Origin of the sequence: Paenibacillus sp. R14(2021), assembly GCF_019431355.1 — a bacterium.
Classification (GTDB): Bacteria; Bacillota; Bacilli; order Paenibacillales; family Paenibacillaceae; genus Paenibacillus_Z.
In genome coordinates this window covers 2,536,195-2,558,926 of sequence record NZ_CP080269.1, presented here as the reverse complement: position 1 = coordinate 2,558,926, position 22,732 = coordinate 2,536,195, and the positions used below count along the sequence as shown (strand labels likewise).

The 22,732-nt window shown below is 52.8% G+C and carries 14 protein-coding genes; 12 read left to right on the top strand and 2 right to left on the bottom strand.

Features of this window, described 5'->3' with window-relative positions; translation table 11 throughout:
• Positions 1-59: 59 nt before the first annotated feature.
• The 6 genes from KXU80_RS12030 (at position 60) to KXU80_RS12005 (ending at position 6,559) form a co-directional block, all read left to right on the top strand.
• On the top strand, positions 60-614 hold the full coding sequence (locus KXU80_RS12030; protein ID WP_219838402.1) for a TetR/AcrR family transcriptional regulator: 555 nt from the start codon (positions 60-62) through the stop codon (positions 612-614).
• A gap of 176 nt (positions 615-790) precedes the next feature.
• Positions 791-2,167: an MFS transporter gene (locus KXU80_RS12025; protein WP_219838401.1), complete on the top strand. Its 1,377-nt coding sequence runs from the start codon at positions 791-793 to the stop codon at positions 2,165-2,167.
• A 175-nt stretch (positions 2,168-2,342) separates the two neighbouring features.
• The gene (locus KXU80_RS12020; protein WP_219838400.1) at positions 2,343-3,845 is read left to right on the top strand and encodes a spore germination protein; all 1,503 of its coding nucleotides are present in this window, start codon (positions 2,343-2,345) and stop codon (positions 3,843-3,845) included.
• Positions 3,835-4,995 (top strand): Ger(x)C family spore germination protein, encoded by a 1,161-nt coding sequence (locus tag KXU80_RS12015; protein WP_219838399.1) that lies wholly within the window; start codon positions 3,835-3,837, stop codon positions 4,993-4,995. Before KXU80_RS12020 ends, KXU80_RS12015 begins: the two co-directional genes overlap by 11 nt.
• A gap of 22 nt (positions 4,996-5,017) precedes the next feature.
• Positions 5,018-6,121, top strand: a complete 1,104-nt coding sequence (locus KXU80_RS12010; RefSeq protein WP_219838398.1) for a GerAB/ArcD/ProY family transporter — start codon at positions 5,018-5,020, stop codon at positions 6,119-6,121.
• Positions 6,122-6,238: 117 nt separating this feature from the next.
• Positions 6,239-6,559, top strand: a complete 321-nt coding sequence (locus tag KXU80_RS12005; protein WP_219838397.1) for a hypothetical protein — start codon at positions 6,239-6,241, stop codon at positions 6,557-6,559.
• Positions 6,560-6,672: 113 nt separating this feature from the next.
• Here KXU80_RS12005 and KXU80_RS12000 read toward each other — a convergent pair whose 3' ends face one another.
• Complete coding sequence (locus KXU80_RS12000; RefSeq protein ID WP_219838396.1) at positions 6,673-7,551, bottom strand: AraC family transcriptional regulator; 879 nt, start codon at positions 7,549-7,551, stop codon at positions 6,673-6,675.
• 141 nt (positions 7,552-7,692) lie between these two features.
• Between KXU80_RS12000 and KXU80_RS11995 the strand changes: the two genes are divergently transcribed.
• From KXU80_RS11995 to KXU80_RS11970, 6 genes are all read left to right on the top strand, one after another.
• Positions 7,693-11,040: a DUF5107 domain-containing protein gene (locus KXU80_RS11995; RefSeq protein WP_219838395.1), complete on the top strand. Its 3,348-nt coding sequence runs from the start codon at positions 7,693-7,695 to the stop codon at positions 11,038-11,040.
• 34 nt (positions 11,041-11,074) lie between these two features.
• On the top strand, positions 11,075-12,034 hold the full coding sequence (locus KXU80_RS11990) for an aldose epimerase family protein (protein WP_219838394.1): 960 nt from the start codon (positions 11,075-11,077) through the stop codon (positions 12,032-12,034).
• Between the two features lie 269 nt (positions 12,035-12,303).
• Positions 12,304-15,660, top strand: a complete 3,357-nt coding sequence (locus KXU80_RS11985; RefSeq protein WP_219838393.1) for a carbohydrate-binding protein — start codon at positions 12,304-12,306, stop codon at positions 15,658-15,660.
• Positions 15,661-15,830: 170 nt separating this feature from the next.
• Positions 15,831-16,388 carry a hypothetical protein gene (locus KXU80_RS11980; RefSeq protein ID WP_219838392.1) on the top strand — a complete coding sequence of 186 codons (558 nt, stop codon included), beginning with the start codon at positions 15,831-15,833 and terminating at the stop codon, positions 16,386-16,388.
• Positions 16,389-16,700: 312 nt separating this feature from the next.
• The gene (gene ppsA / locus KXU80_RS11975; RefSeq protein ID WP_219838391.1) at positions 16,701-19,295 is read left to right on the top strand and encodes a phosphoenolpyruvate synthase; all 2,595 of its coding nucleotides are present in this window, start codon (positions 16,701-16,703) and stop codon (positions 19,293-19,295) included.
• A gap of 220 nt (positions 19,296-19,515) precedes the next feature.
• A complete protein-coding gene (locus tag KXU80_RS11970) occupies positions 19,516-20,802 on the top strand; it encodes a M48 family metallopeptidase (RefSeq protein ID WP_219838390.1) in 1,287 nt (428 codons plus the stop codon).
• A 127-nt stretch (positions 20,803-20,929) separates the two neighbouring features.
• Here the strand turns inward: KXU80_RS11970 and KXU80_RS11965 are convergent, their stop codons facing one another.
• On the bottom strand, positions 20,930-22,729 hold the full coding sequence (locus KXU80_RS11965; RefSeq protein ID WP_219838389.1) for a cache domain-containing sensor histidine kinase: 1,800 nt from the start codon (positions 22,727-22,729) through the stop codon (positions 20,930-20,932).
• Positions 22,730-22,732: the final 3 nt, after the last annotated feature.

The window sequence follows — 22,732 nt, the reverse complement described above, 5'->3', positions numbered from 1 at the left end:
AATATGGAGTCGTCATAATCTGTGTTGACACTTACTAACTAGTAAGTTAGAATACGAATATGGAAAATCGAAAAACACAAATTCTCGACTTAACGATGAAGCTTATTCGGGAAAAAGGCTATGTTGCGATCAGCTATGACGACCTGGCGAAGCAGTTGGGCGTCACGAAAGCAAGCATCCATTATCATTATGAGAAGAAGGAGGATTTAGGCGTTGCCGTTGCGGAGCGGCTGTATTATAATTTGCAAAACCTGTCCGCCTTTTTGAGGGAATCTTCGTTAAATGCGGAAGAGAAGCTGTCGCATTACTTCAAAAGAAAAGTTGAAGTAAGCGGAACAGGGATATGCCCGATCTCTTCGCTGCAGGCTGATTTCGAGTCGATCCCGGAGACGCTGCGGCAGAAGGTGCAGGAAGTAAGTGAATTCGAGCTGTCCATTCTTGAAGAGATCTTGAGGGAAGCAAGCGATAGTGGGATCATGAAGCACGAGGATGTCGAGTCGGTTGCGCTCGCCGTGTTGTCCTGCTTGAAGGGCGCCATGCAATATAAACGCGCATTAGGCAAGGATGTTATACCTCAAGTCATGCATACCATCAATCGTTTGATCAGAAGTTAAGATGCGGCTATCGAACGCCGCATTTTAAAGAGCATGTACTTACTAACTAGATAGTAAGATTCCCTATATATCTCACCATAAATAACGGCTCGTTAGGAAATAGATAAAGCAAAGTGAAATATTCAATCGATTTATTCGATTATTCTTATACAAATACAAAGTGAGGTTAATTACTAATGACAACCCGAACTTCAAATGCAGCAGAGGCGACTTCGTTAAAAGAAGGCGCCATCTATCTGCTGCTTGGCTTGACCGTTGTGCTCGTTATTATGAATACGATGATGTTTAACGTCGCCTTGCCGTCCGTCGCGCAATCATTTCAGCTGTCGGCTTCGCTGACTTCGTGGGTAGTGACCGGCTATTCCATCGTATTCGCCATCTCCTCCATTACGTACAGCCGGCTTGCCGATTTCGTGCCGATTCGAAGATTATTCGTCATCGCTCTTCTTTCACTGAGCTTAGCAGCCATCGGCGGATTGTTCAGCGGCAACTTCCTTGCGCTCCTGATCGTTCGCATTATTCAAGCGAGCGGTGCAGGCGCGATTCCAGCACTGTCGCTGCTCTTGATTACCCGCTACGTGCCCGTGGAGAGACGGGGTAAGGCAATGGCCATGATTGCGTCTTCCGTATCGCTTGGTCTTGGTCTTGGCCCTGTCGTCGGCGGTGCAATCGTTGAATTTCTGGGCTGGCATATTTTGTTCGTGGTCACGGCAATCACCCTGCTGCTCGTACCGTCCTTCATAAAGCTGATTCCGAAAGAAGAGCCGCGCAAAGGGACATTTGATGCCCCTGGCGCATTGTTCATCGGCGTCGGGGTAACCGGCCTTCTATTATTTCTGACGAACCACAATTGGATCATGCTGATCATTGGCGTCATCTTCCTCGCCTTGTTCAGTTACCGGATTAATAAAGCAAGAGAGCCGTTCGTCCTTCCGGCCTTGTTTCAAAACCGATCGTACCTGACATTAGGGGCTGTCGGCATCGCCGCTTATATTTGCAGCTTCGCGACGTTGTTCCTCATGCCGCAAATTCTTGTGCGAGGCTACGGGCTGAGCGCGATCGAAGTCGGCCTTGTTATTTTCCCCGGCTCCGTAGTCGCGATGATTGTATCGCGCCGAGTGGGACGCATTATCGATGCGCGCGGCAACAGCTCGCTTATTCGGTACATTCCGCTGCTGATGCTGCTGTCCGTTATTTTGTTCGCTTTGTTCGGCAGCGTGTCGTACCTCACCATCATGTTGATTTACATGCTCATGAGCATCAGCTTCACCGTCTTGTCGAGCAGCGTTTCCAATGAAATTACGAAGCTGCTGCAGCCGTCGCAAATCGGCTCCGGGCTCGGATTTTTCCAGCTGATGCAGTTCTTCAGCGGTGCGTTCGGCGTGGCCGCGACGGCGAGCGCGCTCGGCTGGCAGAAGAATCTGGCGTTTGAAACGGCCTACAGCAATATTTTCTGGGGCATGGTCGTTATCGTCGCTCTCTCGATCCTCGGCGCGCTTGTCTATCTTCGCGCTGGCGCGCGCAAGCTGCAGGCTTCGCCTTCGCAAGGCTAATGGGGGTTCACAATACAATAAAGCAGGGCTGAGCGGGTTTCGATACCTGTCCTCAGCCTTTTTTTGCGTGATTTGGCGAAGCAGAGAAAGGCTAGTGCTGGAAACAGGTATAAATGTAGCCAATTTAAACCAAAATAAACGAAATGATTCAATCCAGTAATGGGGTTATGAATACATGTGTCCACCAAACATCGATTTTAATTGTCCGCAGGACCATTTCTATGCCTCCCTCAAAGACAATGAGGCGATGCTCCGAACGATCTTCAGCGGGTGCTCGGACATCTGTTTTCAGCTGCTGCCGCTGTCCGCGGACAGCAGCCTGTTGTTCGTCTATATTCTCGGCGTTGTCGATACGAAAACGGTCGTGCCGGGCCTTTTCCAATCCTGGGTAACGGAAAGAGCCGGCCGCGACGGGGAAAGCATAGCTGCAAATGCGCTGATCAAGCAATATTTTGCCGCGGTGCATACATTAGAAACCACCGAAGACTGCAAGACGTTCGTTGAAGCCGTATTGCAGGGCAACCTGGGCATCCTGCTGAACGGCGAGAAGCAAGCGCTCTATGTGGATATCTGCGGCACGGATCATCGGGGCGTCGAGGAGCCGTCTTCGGAAAATGCCATCCGCGGCCCGCGCGAGAGCTTCACCGAGACCATCTTCATTAATCTCAATCTCATCCGCCGCAGGATTCAAACACCGCGTCTGAAGTCGGAATCCATCATCGCAGGGAAGCTGTCTAAGACGAAGATCTCCCTGATGTATATCGACGGAATCGCGAAGCCGGACATGATTGCACTCGTGAAGGAGCGTCTGTCCCGGATCAAGATCGATTCCGTTCTTGAATCGGGCTATATCGAAGAATTTATTGAAGACAAGTCCTTCAGCCCCTTCCCGCAAATCCAAAATACGGAGCGGCCGGACATTGTCGCGGCGGCGCTGCTGGAAGGAAAAGCAGCAATCGTGACGGACGGAACGCCCTACGTGCTCATTGTCCCCATGACGTTCTGGACGGCGTTCCAGTCTGTTGAAGATTATTACGAGCGCTTCATCTACGCGACGCTGATCCGCTGGACACGGTTTAGTTTGTTCTTTGTTTCCTTGTACCTGCCGTCCATGTTCGTTGCCATCACGACGTTTCACCCGCAGCTGCTGCCGACCAATTTCCTGTACAGCATCACAATGGCCCGTGAAGGCGTACCGTTCCCGAGCGTCATCGAGGCACTGCTGATGGAGTTTCTGTTTGAAGGGCTGCGCGAGGCCGGCATCCGACTGCCGCAGGTCGTCGGTTCCGCGGTCAGCATCGTCGGCGCGCTGGTCATTGGCCAGGCTGCCGTTCAGGCGGGTATCGTATCCGCCCCGATGGTTATCATCGTCTCCATGACGGGTATCGCATCGTTTGCGATTCCACGCTACAACATGGGTATCGCCTTCCGTATCCTTCGCTTTCCGCTGTTGATTCTGTCTGGGAGCCTCGGCTTATACGGCATCGCCATGGGGACCATCATTATTTTGATCCATTTGGTGAGGCTGGAATCATTCGGAGTCCCGTATATGAGTCCGATCGCGCCGCTTCAGCTGGATGAATTGAAGGATACGCTAATCAGAGCGCCGCGCTGGGGAATGGAGAGGCTGCCCATTTCGATTATCGGTTGGGCGAAAAGGAGGAAATATGGCCGTTAATCGTGGACAGGGAAAGCTCTTACTCGTGCTGCTTGCCTGTTGTCTGCTGCTAACCGGCTGCTGGGATCGCCAGGAATTAAACAACCGTTTGTTCGACATCGGAGGGGGCATCGATCTGAGAAAAGACGGCACTTACGCGTTGAGCGTTCAATTCGTCCTTCCGCAGAAGGTCATGGAGAACACAAGCACAGCGCAATCCTACATTATCGAAACGAGTACGGGCGCGAATGTATTCGATGCGGTTCTCAAACTGCAGCAAAAATTATCCCGCAAGGTCACGCGCGGCCAACGCCGTAATCTGTACGTTGGAGAAGAGCTTGCAATGCGCGGTTTTCCGAATCTGTTGGACTCATTAACGCGCGACCCCGACAACCGGATTCGAACAGACTTGTGGATCGTAAAAGACGGCACGGCGCTCGAAGCCATCAAAATACCGTATCCGCTTGAGAAAATACCGGCGATCGCGCCGCTGAAAATCCGCCAGGCGATCGGAACGAGCATCGGAAATTCGCTGATTGATTATTTAATTGCGGCGAACGAGCCGGGAAGCAGCCCTACGCTGCCGGCGATCGAGATCGAAGAGAATAAAGAGCTTCGCAAGAAAACGGTCAAATTTTACGGCCGGGCGATCTTCAATGCTGAGCATATGCTGGTCGGGTACTGCAACCTAAGGGAATCCGCTCATCGGCTGTGGGTCATCAACCAACTGAACAGCTTAGGCCTCACAGTTAAGCTGCCGGGAGGAGAGGGGCTGTTCAGCGTGGAGGTCACGCATGCGCGAGGCAGAACGAAGGCCCGTCTCGATGCCGACAGGCGAGTGCATATTCAAGTGGATTTGACCGGTCAAGCCATCCTGCGGGAGAACAATACAAATCTGGATCTGACGGTCATGCATAATCTGAAGCTGTTTGAGGATGCCATGAATCGCAGCACGGAGAAGGAGCTAGCGCAGTTGACTCGAAAAACGCAAAAGAAGTACAAGAGCGATATTTTCGGCTTCGGCGAAGCGATGAACCGCCAGCATCCTGGGCTATGGCCGTCGCTCGAACCGAAATGGCCGCAGTTGTACGCCGATGCGGTCATTGAGTTCAAAGCGCATACGGTCATTCAGCGAATCGGCCTTCAAGGCCCGTCGTTGAATTTGAAATAAAGCAGAGACGGGAGGGACCAGGATGAAGCTTACGGGCATGCAGCTGTTTTGGCTGTTATTTGCCATGCAGCTCGGCATGACTTCGCTGCTTACTTTCAGTCCGGCCTTCGAGGCTGCGAAACAAGGCGCATGGATCTCCATGCTGCTAGCCACGCTGATTGCCTTGGCGGTTACTTACATCGCAGCCAAGCTCAGCCTGCTGTATCCGGAGAAGACATTGATTGAATACGTGCCGCTCATAGTCGGGAAATGGCTGGGGACGCTCATCACGTTTAGCTATTTGGCGGTCTGGTACGCCGTCGCCGGCATCATTTTGCGCGAGTATGCCGATTTCGTACACTTGGCTCTCTTCACGTCGACGCCGTTGTGGGTCATTATTCTGTTCATGCTGCTCGTGATGGTCTACAACGTACAGGGGGGCATTCACATCGTGGGCCGCGGCAGCGAAATCATCGGTCCCTTTATCCTGTTCAGCATCCTGTTGATTACGCTGCTGGCCCTGAATAATTTGAACCCGGTCCGCATGCTGCCGCTTATTCCCGGCAACCGCGTGACGCCGATCCTAAAGGGCAGTGTAGGGGCGACCTCCTTCTTATGCGAATCGGTGATCATCGTGATGCTGATCGCTTTCAAGGGGGCGGGGAAACGGATCGTTCCATATGTGCTATGGGGCGTGGGACTATCCAGTTTATTTATGATCATCGGTATGATAAACGTCATGATGGTGCTCGGGGCAGATATTCCCGCCAAGCTGCAGTATCCGATTTATACGTTTCTCCAGTACATATCGGTTATGGACTTCATCCAGAATATCGACGTATTGGCCGTTATCGTGACGATCTTCAGCATCTTCATCAAGCTCAGCATCTATATGTTCGCCACCAGCTACGGTACCGCACAGCTGCTCCGAATCAAGCGATGGAAACGGATGCTATGCGTCTCTGCGCCGATCCTCTTCGTAATCGCTATGCTGCCGAAGAACATCATTCAATCGCAAATTTATTTCCCGCAATTCTGGATGAAGTACGTGATGCCGATTCATCTGATCGGACTGCCCGTCCTGCTGCTGCTGATCGGCCTTGCGAGAACCGCGCGCTCGGGTGCCACCCAGGCTCACAACAAATAAGCCGATGGTTTGAGAAACGTAGAACAGGCGGGCAGCCGGCTGTTTCCCGTTTATTTTCAATAATCTTTCAACATGTCACCTTTGCGCACATATGGTGGAGCGAGGTGGTGATGTGAAATGCATGTTGGACTCTCGCTCGGGGACTGGATCGTCTATACCATGTGGGGCGTATTCGGTTTTATGATCCTCTATTTCACGCTCGCGTTTGCCCGTTCTTTCTGGATAGGGACCTTCGAAACGACTTTCCTTGGCTGCTTAAAGGATATTCTCTATTATATCGTGCCGCTGAACGTCATCCTCTCCATGGTATCGATCGATCCAACGCACTGGACATTGATCGTGCTGTATTTTATCGGCGGGGCTTCGGTCATGATCAAATATATAACCGATATCGTGCGCAGCTTTCATAGGAAGCCGGAAGAGAAGCTGCAAGAGTAGCATGGCTCGTCGCCATAAGTGCCGAACCGAACGAAAAGCCGCGAACATTCGCGGCTTTTTCGCGTTGGCGAAGCCCATTGCATAAGCGCGGCAGGCCATGCTGTCGCCGGCTGCTAGCCTTTCAATTTGCTGCGGTAGGCCGTCGGCGAGAGGCCCATCATCTTCTTGAACAGACGCGAGAAGTAGTACGGGTCCTTGTAGCCGAGCGAGAGACAAATTTCCTTGATGCTGAGGCTCGTCAGATCTAGAAGCTGGCTCGCGCGCTGCATCTTCATGCGGTGGTAATAGTCGATCGGCGCGAAGCCGGTGGATGCCTTGAACAGATGATTCAGATGCTGCTTGGATATTTGCGCGTGCCTGGCGATCTCATCCAAGGTCAGATCATGCTCCAGCCTTACCGTCATGAATTGAAGCGCGGCTTCTACATAAGGCTTCCTTCGATCCTCATCACCGCGTTCCGCCGAGATGAGACCGAGCTGGCTCATGGCATAGGCAGCCGTTTGCACGGCGAGCAGCTGATGCGCGGCGGAGTAGGATTTGGTTGAGAGAAGATCATAGCATTGGTGAAACAAGGTAACGAACCTGTCCGAATCGCTGGTGGTCAGCATGAGCGGATGCTGCCCTCCGCCAAGCAAGGATGCATACGCAGCGGCCTGCTCGCCGCGAAAATGAAACCAGTATATCGTCCATGGATCCTTGTCGCCTGCTCCGTAGGCATGCGGCGCATCTGCGGGAATAACGATTAAGCTTCGTTCCTGGAGCTGATGGACAACGCCGTGCACGGATACCCAGCCGGCTCCGCCGGCACAGTAGATGACGATATGCGTGTCGCAGCCTTCCGGCCTTTCCCGGTAGTGATGCAGCGCGCTCGGAAAGTATCCGATATCTGTCAGATAGAGCGGACGAATAAGTGGATGAGCGGTCATCTGCTCCAGCAGGTAGGGCGGAAGCACGATGATTTTCTCGGATTGGAAGCCGTCCGTTTTTCGCATGGGAGCCTCTCGTCCCTCCTTTGAATCACTATGCATGTAGTGTAGCGTACAATCCGTGAATCGTCCATCATGAACCGAATTTCGTGAATTGTTGACCGTGTGCTTCTCCTGTATTGTTGACGTATACCGTGTTCGAATCAGATGGGAGTGAACGCATTGACGATCAACGAAGGAAGAGCAAGAGCGTGGGAGGAAACGGTGGAGATTCCAACCTACGGCGTCGGTAAGCCGAATAAGAACCCGATGTTTCTGGAGAAACGCGTCTACCAAGGCAGCTCGGGCAAGGTGTATCCGCATCCGGTCATCGACAAGATCGAGGATGAGAAGAAGCCGGCACCTTACCGCATGGTCATTCTTGAAAACGATTATTTACGCATCGAAATCATGCCTGAGCTTGGAGGCCGTATTTACCGCGCGGTCGACCGTACAAACAATTATGATTTTGTCTACTATAACCAGGTCATTAAGCCGGCGCTCGTCGGCCTTGCAGGTCCGTGGATTTCCGGCGGCATCGAGTTCAACTGGCCGCAGCATCACCGTCCGAACACCTACGGACCGGTCGAATACCGGCTGGAGGAGAAGGAAGACGGCAGCGCGACCGTATGGGTCAGCGAGATCGACCGGATGTACGGCACGAAGGTAACGGCCGGCTTCACGCTTTACGCGGACAAGGCATACCTGGAAATCGCCGCGCAGCTGTACAACCGGACACCGGAGCCGCAGACGTTCCTCTGGTGGGCGAACCCGGCCGTTGCCGTAAACGATCACACGCAGTCGGTATTCCCGCCGGACGTAACCGCGGTATTCGATCACGGCAAACGCGATGTATCACGGTTTCCGATCGCAACGGGCACGTATTACAAAATGGACTATTCCGCGGGCGTGGACATTTCGCGCTACAAGAACATTCCGGTGCCCACTTCCTATATGGCCTACAAGTCCGATTACAACTTCGTCGGCGGCTACGACCATTCGGTGCAGGCGGGCTTGCTGCATGTCGCCAATCACCATATCTCACCGGGCAAGAAGCAGTGGACCTGGGGGCATGGGGAATTCGGTCAAGCCTGGGACCGCAACCTGACGGACGAGGACGGACCTTACATCGAGCTGATGACGGGCGTGTACACGGATAATCAGCCTGACTTTACGTGGCTGCAGCCGTTCGAGGAGAAGTCGTTCAAGCAATACTTCATGCCGTATAAGAACATCGGCGTCGTCAAGAACGCAACGACCGAAGCTGCCGTTAACCTCGAGGTCGATGAGGCTGATGGCAGCGCGGTGGTTCTCGTCTATGCAACGACGCTTTATCAAGATGCAGCCGTTGTATTGACCGGGCCGGACGGCCGCGTGTATCTGTCGGAGAAGCTGACGTTATCACCAGTGGATACGTTCAATGCCGTCATTAAGCTGGATCCGGACGTGAAAGCTTACCAGCTCGTCCTGACCGTTAAGGATGCGCAAGGCACGGTGCTCGTGCAATATGCGCCGAAGAAGCCGGATATTGAGCAGGTACCCGAGGCAGCCAAACCGCTTCCTGAGCCGTCCGCGATAGCGACGACGGAGGAATTGTACTTGGCGGGCCTTCATTTGGAGCAGTACCGTCATGCGACCTTCGAGCCTGAGGCTTATTATCTCGAAGGGCTGAAGCGGGACGAGGGCGACATTCGGATCAACGTCGCTTATGGCACGCTGCTGCTGCGCAGAGGGCTGTTCGCGAAGAGCGAGAAGCATTTCCGCACGGCAGTGAAGCGGGTGACGTGGCGCAACCCGAATCCTTATGACGGAGAAGCCTACTATCAGCTCGGCGTTGCTTTGAAAATGCAGGGCCGTCTCGAGGAGGCGTTCGCGGCGTTCTACAAATCCGTCTGGTCCGCGGCATGGCAGGACAGCGGCTACTATTCGCTTGCGCAGATCGCGGCGGAGAAAGGTTCGTTCGCCGAAGCGCTGGAGCTTGCCGAGCGTTCGCTCATTCGGAACTCGCACAACTACAAGTCGCGCAATCTGAAGACCGCGCTGCTTCGCAAGCTGGGCAGAACGGAGGCTGCCAAGGCGTTTGCGCTGCAGACGATTCAGCTGGACGTTGCCGATTTCGGCGCCCATTACGAACTGAGATTGGCCTTGGATGCGCTTGGAGAAGGCGAAGCGGCTGAAGCAGCGTATGAACAGTTCCTATTCCTGCTTCGCGGCGACGCGCACAACTACCTTGAACTGGCATCCGATTATGCCGGAGCGGGACTTTACGGCGACGCGGCGGATATTCTGCTCGCGCTGTCGGGAAGCGAGAATGAACAAGCGTATCCGATGATTCATTACGCGCTGGGGTATGTTTACGGCAAGAGCGGACTAGCGGAATCTGCCGCCAAGCGCCTTGCCGCAGGCAGCCGGTCCGTGCCGGATTATTGTTTCCCGAACACGCTGTTCGAGCTTACCGTGCTGGAATACGCGATTGCCGCGAACGGCAGCGATGCCAGAGCCCGCTACTATCTCGGCAACCTGCTCTACGACAAGAAGCGTCATGAGGAAGCTTGCCTGCAGTGGGAGCAGTCGCGTTCCCTCGATCCGACTTACTCGGTCGTGCACCGCAATCTTGCGCTTGCTTATTTCAACAAGCGAGGCGATGCGGCTGCCGCGCAAGAGGCGCTGGAAGCAGCGTTCGCCTGCGATCCAACGGACGCACGCGTCTTGTATGAACTGGATCAGCTCTACAAGAAGATCGGGGTCGCGGCCGAGACGCGCCTCGCTGGACTGGAGAGAGGGGCAGCCCTCGTCGAAGCGAGAGACGACTTGTACTTGGAATACGTAACGCTGCATAACCGGCTGCGTAAGCACGAGGATGCGCTCCGCTTGCTTGCTCAGCGCAAATTCCATCCATGGGAAGGCGGGGAAGGCAAGGCGACCGGGCAGTACGTGCTGGCGCTTGTGGAGCTCGCAAAGCAGCAGCTCGCTGCCCGCAAGCACGAAGAAGCGGTCAAGCTGCTGCAGCAGGCGCTCGTCTATCCCGAGCATCTTGGAGAAGGCAAGCTCGCCGGCGCGCAGGAGAACAACGTATACTATTACTTGGGCTGCGCGTATGAGGAACTTGGACTGCAGGAGCAGGCGGAAGAAGCGTTCCGGACGGCCTCCCAAGGTCTGGAGGAACCGACCAGCGCGATGTTCTACAACGATCAGCCGCCGGACATGATCTATTACCAAGGTCTTGCCTGGCAGAAGCTTGGCGATCAGAAGGAAGCGAGCCGCCGATTCAACAAGCTGATCGACTATGCGGAGAAGCATGTGTTCGACGATGTGAAGCTGGATTACTTTGCCGTCTCGCTGCCGGATTTCCTCGTATTCGAGGATGATCTGAACAAGCGCAACGAAATTCACTGCCGCTATATGCGCGGCTTGGGACTGCTTGGTTTGGACCGGTCGGATGAAGCAGCAGAGGAGCTGGCGCAGGCACTGCGTCTTGATGGCAATCATCTCGGTGCCGTCATCCATCTTCCGTAAGCAAATTCAAACAGACAGGGCTGGTGGAACACCTATGTCGTACGCGGTGACATGGAGAGAGTACGGGGAGCAAGGATTTACGTGCTACGTTGGCGAGAATGAATGTCTCCGGGTTGTCGTCGTTCCGGAGCGTGGAAGCCGGATCGTCTCCTTGCTCGATAAACGGACCGGACGGGAGTGGATTCACCGCACGGACCGGCCATGGGAGCCGCAGCGTTACGGCATGAACTGGGACGACGGAGACCGCGGGGGCTGGGATGAAATGTTCCCGACGATTAATCCGTCCCCTTGTCCCGATGTGCCTTGGCAGGCTGTGTTGTTTCCGGATCATGGCGAAGTCTGGTGCATTCCTTGGGCCTGCAGGCTCGAAGGAGAGCGGCTCCACTTGGAAGTGGAAGGGGTCCAGGTGCCGTACCGGCTAAGCAAGACGATCGAGCTTCGGGACCATAAGCTGCAGATTGACTATCAGCTTCATAACGATTCGCCGTATCCCTTCTCCTACTTATGGGCGGCGCATCCGCTGCTTAACATCCGCCCCGGGATGAAGCTGGTCACCGAGCCGCCCGAAGGCATGATTCAAATTGCCTATTCGCATGGAGACCGTCTAGGTAAGCAGCTCGATCTTGCGAGCTTCCCTGCCGCGGCTGCGAAGGGCGGCGAGACTGTCGATTTGTCGACGCTGGAAGGCGAGATCGGGGCTGCGGAGAAATATTATTTCACTGCCCCGTTAAGCGAAGGCTACGCTGGCGTCAGTGACCCCGAGACGGGAGAGAGCCTCGTCTTCCGCTTCGATCCGGAGGAGACGCCCTATCTCGCCGTCTGGGCAAATTACGGCGGATTCAACGACTATACATTCGCCGTCGAACCGGCATCCGGTTATATGGACAGCGTGCAGGAAGCGCATAAGCGGGGCAAGGTGAAGCAAGTGCTCGGCCATGATACGAACCAGTGGAAGCTGGAAGTAGCGATGGAACCCATGCAGCCGCCGCGTTAGAGAATTGATGTTTAGGAGCCGTGCCCGAAGGTCATCGTCAGATACCTCGGACGGCTCCTTTTCGCTGTCCTATAGAGGCGCAGGTAATAGTTGTAGAGCTGCTTCCATTCGAAAATAGTGTCTGCGCATCCGATTATTTTTGCGATTGTTTGCGGCATATTTTGGAACATTCTTATATGGAAGATGCCGGTCCGCTCGATTACAGTGAGACATGTACACTTGTTTGTACATCGTAGACCTCATTACATTGGCGAGAGGAGACATCAATTATGAGAAGGCTTTCGAAGATTGCAGCCGCGCTGCTGCTGGCCGGCAGCATTAGTTATGGCGGCGGATTGTCGGCGTTGTCGAGCGCGGAATCGTCTGAGGCGGGAAATAAGGCACAGTCTGAACCAGCGGCTGTGAACGAAGCGGCTGTCAGCTATGAAGCGGAGGCGCCAGGAAACACGATGACCGGAAATGCATCCGTATCGGACTGCGCAGCATGTTCGGGAGGCAAGAAGATCGGAGGTCTGTATCAAGGCAGCAGCATGCGCTTCGTCGATGTCATTGCCCCGGCAGATGGCTTGTATAACGTGGCATTCGCTTATATCTCCGGCGATCCCCGCGGCGCGGATATCCGTGTCAACGGCGGAGCGCCCGAGCATTACGATTTCGAGAAAACCGCGGACTGGAATTCGCTCGGTACGAAAACCATCCGCATGGCGCTGGTTAAAGGGAACAACACGATCGATATTGCCGACGGCGGCGGCTATGCGCCTGATTTCGATAAAATCGATATTCGGCCTGCAGTCGACGGCTATGAAGCGGAAGCGGCGTCGAATACGCTGTCCGGCAACGCGTCGGTATCCGATTGCGCCAGCTGCTCGGGCGGGAAGAAGGTCGGCAATTTGTACCAAGGTGCCTCGCTGCAGTTCAACCATGTAGAGGCGCAGACGGCGGGCACGTACAAGCTGACGGTTGCGTACATTTCCGGCGACCCGCGCAGCGCCGACATCTCGGTAAACGCAGGCGCGTCCCAGCATATCGATTTCGAGAAAACCTCGGATTGGAATACGGTCGGCAGCATGTCGCTGACGGTCACGCTGAACAAAGGCGAGAATACGATTCTGTTCGCAGACGGCGGCCAATATTCGCCTGACATCGATCGAATCGAGCTGTCGCAGGCGGCGTCAGGTTATGAAGCCGAGGCGCCGGTCAACACGCTGGGCGGCAATGCGAAGATCGCGGAATGCGGCAGCTGCTCGGGCGGGAAGAAGGTCGGCAATCTGTATCAAGGCGCCTCCCTGCTGTTTAACAACATCACGGTTCCGACCGCAGGCAGCTATACGATTACGGTGCATTATATTTCCGGCGATGCAAGGGCCGCGGATGTCAGCGTGAACGGCGGGGCCGCGCAAAATATACTGTTCCCTGCAACCGCAGATTGGAATACGACCGGAACCTATGCGTTCGCAGCCTCGCTGAACGCGGGCAGCAACACGATTCTATTCTCGGACGGCGGCGGCTACTCGCCTGACTTCGATAAGCTCGTCGTCACGGCGGGCAGCGGTAGCGCAGTTCAGCCCTGCGAACGGGCGGATGCCGCACCGCTGCAGCTCGGCAGCGCCGTCGCAACCAAGGCGTACCAGTCCGTCTCGGTGAAGCAGTACGCCGGTGCGGTTGTCGTCGATAATGGGAAATATACGGTCATGCTAGACCTGAAGTCCGGCATGGCTTCCTACGCGTGGAATGGGAAGACCGCGGCCTCCGGTATTTACAGCAAGTTCGGCGACGAGGCGAGCAGCTGCTATAGCTCGCACAGCTTCTCGATGAACGACATTAAACCGGTTAAGGACGGCTTCGGCAAAGGCATTACGCTTAGCATTATCAACAAGTCGGAGGGCAAGCCGACGTTGAAACAGCTCTACAGCTTCTACGCAGGCGAGACGTATTTCTTCACGCGCACGGAAGCGGCGGCTGACTCGCCGGTCAGCGCGAATTATTTTGCGCCGCTCGTCACGAACACAACCGGAGGCATCGATGTCGGCAGCGTAACGGACGGACGGGTCCTGTCCGTGCCGTATGACAATGACATGTGGATCCGCCATCAAGCGGTGCCGATCAATTCATCCGACACGAGCTATGAAGTGTCGGCGGTCTATGACAACGCGAGCCGCAGCGGTCTTGTGGTCGGTTCCGTCACGCACGATACGTGGAAGACGGGTATCCGGTTCACCGGCGACAATAACCGGCTGAACGCGCTGGAGGTCTACGGCGGTGCTTCTTCCGCTAAGACGCATGATTCGCAGCCGCATGGTACGCTGACCGGAACGCAGTTGCTGTCGCCAATGGTTTTCGTCGGCTTTTATGACGATTATCGTACGGGCATGGAGGCATATGGTCAGGCGAATGCCGTCATTGCGCCGCCGCTTGAATTCGGCAAGCATGTACCGGATGGCGTGCCGGTGGGTTGGAACAGCTGGGCTGCTTACGAGAGCAGACTATCGTACCAAGACGTAATCGACACCTCGAATTACGTGAAGGATAATTTGCAGAAGAAGGGCTTCTCCAACAAGGGCACAACCTATATCAACATGGATTCATACTGGGACAATCTGTCCGACACGCAGCTTGAGGATGCGGTGAAGACCATCAAACGCAACGGGCAGCAGGCAGGCATTTACTGGGGACCCTTCGTTTATTGGGGCGATAATATGGACCAAGCCGTAGAGGGCTCGACCTACAAATACGGCGATATTCTACTCCGGGACGCGGACGGCAAATTATTGCCGAAGCTGGACGGCGCCTATGCCGTCGACCCGACGCATCCCGGTGCTAAGCAGCGGATGGACTATTATTTGAAGAAATTCAAGAACCTTGGATTTACGTATATCAAGCTGGATTTCTTGACGCACGGCGCACTGGAAGGCAGTCACTTCGACCCGGGCGTTCGAACGGGCACGCAAGCCTATAATCAAGGCATGGCTTATGTCGACGGATTGATCGCGGACCAGATGTTCATCAGCGAATCCATAGCGCCGCTCTTCCCGAGCCAATACGCGCACAGCCGCCGGATCGCGACCGACACATTCGGAAGCATATCCGATACGGAATTCGAGCTGAACGCGCTTACGTACGGCTGGTGGCAGAACGGCACGATCTATCGTTACACGGATCCCGACCATATGGCGTTGTCGCGTGCGGGATCGTTAATCGAAGCACGTTCGCGGGTGAACTCCGCCGTCATATCGGGAACCGTCTTCCTGAACTCCGACGATGTTCATAACCAACAGGCGCAGGACTATATGACGACGCTTCTGACCAACAAGAGCGTGTTGGATGTTGCTAAGCTAGGCAAAGCTTTCGGGGCGACGGAGGGTAATACTGGCGCGCGGGCGGCAGATACGTTCGTGCTGAAGGATAAGGACGGCTATTATTTGGCCGTGTTCAATTACGGCAAGACGCCGGTTAGCAAGACGATTGACCTGGCGCGGGCTGGACTGGACGGTTCGACGAGCTATAAGCTGACCGATTTGTGGACGAATGCGAGTGCCGAAGCGAAGGGTCAACTAACCGTACAGCTGGAAGGCATGGAGTCGAAGCTGTACCGCTTGGAGCCGGCGAAGCAGCACGGCGATCATTAGCAAGAAGTAGGCGCTGATAGCGCGAAGAAAAGCCGGGGAGCATCGCCTCCCCGGCTTTTTGGCGATTTGGGTCAGGTGCAATACTTTTTCACGAAGGAATTCGTCGCGCTTCCCACGAATTAATGAAGGATTCAGATCAGTTGTTGATCGATTCAGAGAGAGGTGCAAGTATGAGTGAATTTACATACGGCAATATCATTCGAACGGTTGATCAACCAAAGCTTATTGAAAAGCTCCCTGCAGGTACGCCAATGCTTAAGCTAAGTGAGAAGTGGCTGGCATTCTTCACATCGGAAGACGGCGAATTTGCGGCATCGCAGCAGCTCAAGACGTTATCGGCACATTGTCCAATCTTGTACTTTACCAACCTGGAGGATCATGGCTGGGGGTTTGAAATATTGCAAGGAGGAGAAGTCGTTTCGAATCTTCAGGTGCTTTACGAGTTGATGGACGGAGATATCGAAGAGCTGATGGATGAATACGGCGAAGTGGGGGCTTCCGTGTTGGAGGGTTATATGAACCAAAATCCCCAAGCCGAAGCTTTTAGGGTATTCGAACTGAGGGAAGAGCAGATCAAAGCTATTGAAGAACTCCTTGCCGGGAACCTATCGTTTGGTGAGGAGGATTTCATTGCTGTAGAGAAGTTTAAAGAGCTGCTCGGTATCGAAGAGATGAGCTGGATTCGGTACGATCGTACGGATGACCGGAAAGAAATAGAATATAGTTAAAAACCCAATGCTATTTAAATTGTTGCAAGTCGGCTTGGCAGCATGTTAATCACGGATTTTATTATCAAATGCTCCAAACAACAATATCAATATGTTTTTGATATAACTAAATAGCAGCGGAAAATCAAAAAAGAACCTGGGCTACTTTACCAGGTTCTTAAATATTGCACATAAATAGACACCATGATATAATCATATCACGACTGTTTATAGTCATATGAACATTAATATAACATCTTACAATTTAATCCTACCATGCCGGTAAACTCTTGTCAAATGTTTTCTCAATTTAATGGTTAGGAGAGATATTGCATGCATTCGTTGGTTCTCGGCTTCCAGGAAATCGAAAAAACGCAGCTCTTGCTCGTAGGCGGAAAAGGGATGAATTTAGGGGAGTTATCAAAAATTCAAGGCATTCAAGTACCTGAAGGATTTTGTGTTACAACAGTGGGATATCAACAAGCCATCGAACATAACGAAACGTATCATGCTTTGCTCAATCAACTAGCCTTGCTAAAAGTAGAAGCTCGAGGTCAAATTGCTGAAATCAGCAGGAAGATTCGACAACTCATTATGGAAGTGAACATTCCTTCCGATGTCGTGCGTGCAGTTACTCGCTATCTCGCCCAGCTTGGCGAGGAACATGCTTATGCCGTGCGTTCCAGCGCGACTGCTGAAGATTTACCGCATGCTTCTTTTGCCGGTCAACAAGACTCCTATTTAAATATCATCGGCAAAGAAGCAATCATGCAGCATATCAGTAAATGTTGGGCTTCCCTATTTACGGATCGCGCGGTCATCTACCGGATTCAAAATGGATTCGACCACCGTCAAGTTTATTTATCCGTTATCATTCAAAAGATGGTTTTCCCTCAGGCCTCGGGGATCGTATTTACCGCGGATCCCATTACCTCTAACCGAAAGCTGCTTTCCATCGATGCCGGTTATGGACTTGGAGAAGCGCTGGTCTCTGGCTTGGTATCTGCCGATGGTTATAAAGTGCAGGAAGGGAAAGTCGTCGATAAGCGAATAGCAGCCAAAAAATTAGCGATCTATGGAAGGAAAGAAGGCGGAACAGAGACAAAGCAGATCGATCCTGAGCGGCAGATGTCTCAAACGCTCACTGAGCAGCAAATTTTACAACTGGCACGCATCGGAAGACAGATTGAAGCTTATTTTGGCAGTCCGCAAGATGTCGAATGGTGTTTGGCTGATGATACATTTTATATTGTCCAGAGTCGGCCGATCACGACTTTATACCCGATCCCTGAAGCGGTTGATCAAGAAAATCACGTCTATCTTTCTGTTGGTCATCAACAAATGATGACTGACCCCATAAAACCATTGGGATTGTCTTTTTACCTGTTAATTACTCCTGCACCTATGCGTAAAGCCGGTGGGAGGTTGTTTGTTGATGTTGCACCTAGGCTGGCTACAGCTGTCGGCCGCGAGACGTTATTAAATACCGTGGGATCCGATCCGCTCACCAAAGGCGCACTCATGACCATCATAGAGCGAGATTTTATAAAATTGATACCAAACGATCAAACGCCACCGATTCCGAGCAGAAGTCTTGCAACTGTGCCGGCACCGTTCGAAAGCAATCCGACAATCGTTTCCGATTTGATTAAGCGAAATCAAACCTCGATTGAAGAGTTAAAACAAAACATCCAAGCGAAATCGGGATCGGATTTGTTTGATTTTATTCTGGAAGATATCCAGCAATTAAAGAAGATCTTATTTGATCCGCAAAGTTCGGCTGTGTTTATGGCTGCGATGAATGCTTCATCATGGATCAATGAAAACATGTACGAATGGTTGGGCGAAAAAAACGCAGCAGATACGCTTTCTCAGTCGGTACCGAACAATATTACTTCGGAAATGGGTCTGGCGCTGTTGGATGTCGCGGATGTGATTCGCCCTTATCCGGAAGTAATTGACTATTTGCAGCATACAAAAGAAGATAAATTTCTGGATGAACTGGTTAAGTTTGCTGGAGGACAGGAAACGAAAGACGCGATCCATGCGTATCTCGATAAATACGGCATGCGATGTGCGGGTGAAATCGATATATCTCGAACCCGTTGGAGTGAAAAACCGATTACGCTTATTCCGCTCATTCTGGGTAACATCAAGAACTTCGAGCCTCATGCAAGCAAGCGGAAATTTGAGCAAGGGCGCCGGGAAGCTTTGGAAAAAGAACAAGAGTTAATAGATCGATTGAAGCAATTACCGGATGGTGAACAAAAAGCCAACGAAACGAAACGAATGATCGACCTCATCCGGAATTTCATCGGGTATCGGGAATATCCCAAGTACGGCATGGTCAGCCGCTACTATGTGTATAAGCAAGCTTTGCTGAAAGAAGCCGAACGACTCGTTCAAGCTGGCGTTATCCATGACAAAGAAGATATGTACGATCTCACTTTTGAAGAACTTCACGAAGTCGTACGCACGAATGCAATAGATGATCAGATTATCAATAAACGAAAAGACGCGTACAAATTTTATGAGAAACTAACTCCGCCGCGTGTCATCACGTCTGATGGTGAAATCATTGCAGGCGCGTACAAACGAGAGAATTTGCCGGCAGATGCGATTGTAGGTCTTCCTGTTTCTTCCGGCGTGATAGAAGGAAGAGCGCGTGTCATTTTGAGCATGGAAAATGCCGATCTGGAAGATGGAGATATCTTAGTCACCCTCTTTACTGATCCTGGCTGGACGCCATTATTTGTATCCATCAAAGGCCTAGTCACCGAAGTTGGCGGACTGATGACCCATGGAGCCGTTATCGCGCGTGAATATGGCTTGCCGGCAGTTGTCGGGGTGGAGAATGCTACCGGACTGATCAAAGACGGGCAACGAATTCGCGTGAATGGAACAGAAGGGTATATCGAAATCTTGTAATGGCTGAATAGGTTAAATCCCACCAATCGTTTAAACAAACAGTAGCAGCCTGGGACTTTATTAATCGTCCTTGGCAGCTGCTGTTTTTTCGCATTTGGAAGGTTTTTCTATCGTTTTGTCGAATCATCGAATGAAGTCAACTATGGTGGAAAGCACAGCATAACGAATAACAGCTGTAGGGAGTCGGCTGGCAATTTACATAACAGAGGAGAGCATATTCGTGCAAACACAAGAAATTCCGGTAAGCCATATGGTATCTTTCGAAAGCTGTCCGCAATGCGGCAAACAGGTACCCAAGCATTGGCATTATCCATCTTGGTGCGAGTGCGGATGGAATCTTAAAGCATTCGAATCCATAACGCATGATCGATTCGCGGCTGCGTATCTTAGGCTTGGGCGAAAGCTCGGTTCGAAGCTGCTTCGCGATATGATGAATGAGAAGGGCTTCCGACCCAGGCTGACGAAAAATAAGCTCGCCACAATGGGCTTCGCCACGCTGATTCACGGCATTACGGCGACTATGGCTGTGGGGGCTTGCGTATTAATCATTAAAGGCATTCGGGGGCCATACTATTTTGATATCATCATCGGCTTAATCGCCGCGCTTGCCGTTTGGTTCTCGGCGCCTCGGTTACCGAAACTAGAAATGGACGGCGTTCTCTTATCCAGAGAAGAAAACGGTGCACTCTACGGACTGGTGGACGAGGTTAGTGATTATATGAAGCTCCCGAGAATCGATGGGCTTATTATCGATCATCGTTATAACGCAAGTTACCAACAGGCAGGGTGGCGCATGAAGCGATACGTTACGCTCGGGCTGCCGTTATTCTGCATCTTGAGCAGCGAGGAGAAAGTGGCGCTGATCAGCCATGAAATCGCGCACGGCGTTAACCAGGACAGCCTTAGCGGCCACTTTACGCTGACTGCTTATCGGACGTTGCTCAGATGGAGCGAACTGATGGATCCGCAGGACGCAGGTGAGATTGAAAGGAATTTGACGGTACTCATTTCCAGATATATATTGGGGCTGCTTTCCTATGTGCCTTGGTTACTGGCAAATTTGTATATTCATCTGTATTTCTACGAATCGCAAAAAAGCGAGTATTTAGCCGATTACAAGAGCGCCGAAGTCGGCGGTACCGACGCCGCCCTTGGGCTGGCGGAGAAAATGTACGGCGCGCAGACGTTTAGGACCGCGCTGCAGCGCCATGTGTTGAATCAGCATACGGGGAGTTTCTTCGATGCGTACAAGGGGATTGTTGACGCGATGCCCGATCGCGAACGCGAGCGAATCAGACGCATCGAGCTGCTGGAAGGCTCGAGGCTCCATTATACGCATCCGCCGAGTGCTTATCGGCTGCAATTTATGCAGCATCATTATCATGCCAGCGCAGGCGTGCGCATTTCGGACGAGCATGTGGTCAATCTGGAGACGGAGCTGAAAGAATTGGAGCCTCGTATGCAAAAGAAACTAATTCTTGAGTTTCAAGACCAATTGTATTGGTGACAGAGGCGGCTGGATTACATCCCATGTATAACCAATTTAATTTGCATCGTTTATTCAAAACAGCAGGAGCCAAGGACGTTATACCGTCCTTGGCTCCTGCTGTTTTTCCGGCTAAGCCTAATCAGCCTTACAAGGGTCCGCTCAAAGGAACCCGCAGCTGCACCGTCGTGCCGATCCCGAAGCGGCTGTGAATATGGACCCCGTAATCGGTGCCGAACGTCATCTTGATACGCCGGTCGACGTTTCGGATGCCGTACCCGGATGCGCTGTCCCCGGTGTCTTCCCTGCGGAGTCTCTCCAGCGTTTCCGGTCGCATGCCCATGCCGTCGTCGATGACTTCAAGAATGAGCGTATCTTCCTCGACGCGTGCTTTAATAATGATATTGATGCCGGCATCGTCATCCCAGATGGCATGGTTGATGGCATTCTCGATGAAGGGCTGAAGCACCAGCTTGACGACAGGATAGGGAAGTGCGGCATCTTCGACCAGGTAATGCATATGCAGCAGGCCGTTGAACCGAAGCTGCTGGATCATAATGTAAGAATTGGTCAGCTTCAATTCTTCGCCGAGGCTTACGATCGTTTTCCCTTTGTTCAGCGAGATGCGGTAGAACTTGGCAAGATGCGTGACCATGGCTTGAATCCGGTCGTCATGATTCCGAACAGCTAGTGCCGATATGGAAGCAAGCGTGTTGTAAAGGAAGTGCGGATTGATCTGCGCCTGCAGCATGTTCATCTCGGCTTCCTTCTTCGCGATTTCCTTCTTGTATACTTCGTTAATCAGCGCTTTCATGCGGCGGGCCATCTTCGTCATGGCGAACATGAGCCGGCCGATTTCGTCATGCGAGATCGAACCCGCCTGCACCTCGAAGTCCTCGCGCTCGATCCGGCGCGTAATCTGCAGCAGCGTCTCGATCCGCTTGGTAAACATGCGGGCGGCGATATAGATCAGAATAATAGCAATTACGACGCTGAAGCTCGCCAGCGTGAACAGACGGGAGAACGCGAGCTTCACATTGCTTAGCAGATTGTCGTAGGAGACGATGGAGACGACCTTCCAGCCGTTCTCGATCGTGTTGTATACGACGTAGACGCTCTCGTTGTCGTATTCTCCAAGGAAGGTGCCGGTATTGCCGGATCCCCAGCTTCCCTTGACATAATCGCTCAGCTGATGGTTCAGCTTGCCCTTGTCACGGCCGGAGATAATGAAGCCTTTGTCCGACACGATAAACAAATCCTTGTTCTTATTCTCCTTCTCCATGAGCGCATATAGGTCGTTCTCGGGGATGTCCATCGTCAGGACACCGTAAGGATAGTTGAGGCTGTCGTTGTCGAGCAGACGGGCGAGCACGATTCGGGATGGCTTGCGCTCTTGAACGCCCTGTGTGACTTGCTGATCGGTTGGGTTGGTGGCCGCCATCGGCGTGAAGGTCACATTGCCGTAAGCTGTGCTTGCCGCCTTGTACCAAGGCGCTTGCCGGACGGTATCGTTCGTGCGCCGGATAAACACTTGGTCCGGCGGCAGGGTGAAATTGTCCTGGTAAATCGAAATGCTCGTAATGTCGGAATTCGTGACGAGCATGCTGCGAAACACCCCGTCGATATAATCATAGCCATCGATATACGCGTCACTGTTCGTGTAATCCGCCGACAGGAAGTCGCGCAGCCGCCGGTCCAGATAGAGCGAAGAGGAGACCTTGGCATACGCATCCAGCTTCATCTTCAGATTGGATCCGATCTGGTCGGTCGTTGTGGTCATGCTGGCGTACATTTGACGACTCAGCTCTTTCTTCATCGTTTCGTAGGAATAGACGGCGAAGAAGAGGAGGGGCGCAACGGAAACGAGTCCAAGCGCCACGAACAGCTTGTTGCGAAGACGCATATCCAGGAAGGGCCGTATCAAGAATCGGTCAAGCAAGCGTCGCACGGT

Excerpts from the sequence above, each read along its gene's own strand:
- KXU80_RS12000 (WP_219838396.1), bottom strand. The coding sequence starts at position 7,551 with ATGCGAAAAACGGACGGCTTCCAATCCGAGAAAATCATCGTGCTTCCG.
- KXU80_RS11990 (WP_219838394.1), top strand. The coding sequence starts at position 11,075 with ATGTCGTACGCGGTGACATGGAGAGAGTACGGGGAGCAAGGATTTACG.
- ppsA (WP_219838391.1), top strand. The coding sequence starts at position 16,701 with ATGCATTCGTTGGTTCTCGGCTTCCAGGAAATCGAAAAAACGCAGCTC.
- KXU80_RS12010 (WP_219838398.1), top strand. The coding sequence starts at position 5,018 with ATGAAGCTTACGGGCATGCAGCTGTTTTGGCTGTTATTTGCCATGCAG.
- KXU80_RS12025 (WP_219838401.1), top strand. The coding sequence starts at position 791 with ATGACAACCCGAACTTCAAATGCAGCAGAGGCGACTTCGTTAAAAGAA.
- KXU80_RS12030 (WP_219838402.1), top strand. The coding sequence starts at position 60 with ATGGAAAATCGAAAAACACAAATTCTCGACTTAACGATGAAGCTTATT.
- KXU80_RS12005 (WP_219838397.1), top strand. The coding sequence starts at position 6,239 with ATGCATGTTGGACTCTCGCTCGGGGACTGGATCGTCTATACCATGTGG.
- KXU80_RS12020 (WP_219838400.1), top strand. The coding sequence starts at position 2,343 with ATGTGTCCACCAAACATCGATTTTAATTGTCCGCAGGACCATTTCTAT.
- KXU80_RS12015 (WP_219838399.1), top strand. The coding sequence starts at position 3,835 with ATGGCCGTTAATCGTGGACAGGGAAAGCTCTTACTCGTGCTGCTTGCC.
- KXU80_RS11980 (WP_219838392.1), top strand. The coding sequence starts at position 15,831 with ATGAGTGAATTTACATACGGCAATATCATTCGAACGGTTGATCAACCA.
- KXU80_RS11995 (WP_219838395.1), top strand. The coding sequence starts at position 7,693 with ATGGGAGTGAACGCATTGACGATCAACGAAGGAAGAGCAAGAGCGTGG.
- KXU80_RS11985 (WP_219838393.1), top strand. The coding sequence starts at position 12,304 with ATGAGAAGGCTTTCGAAGATTGCAGCCGCGCTGCTGCTGGCCGGCAGC.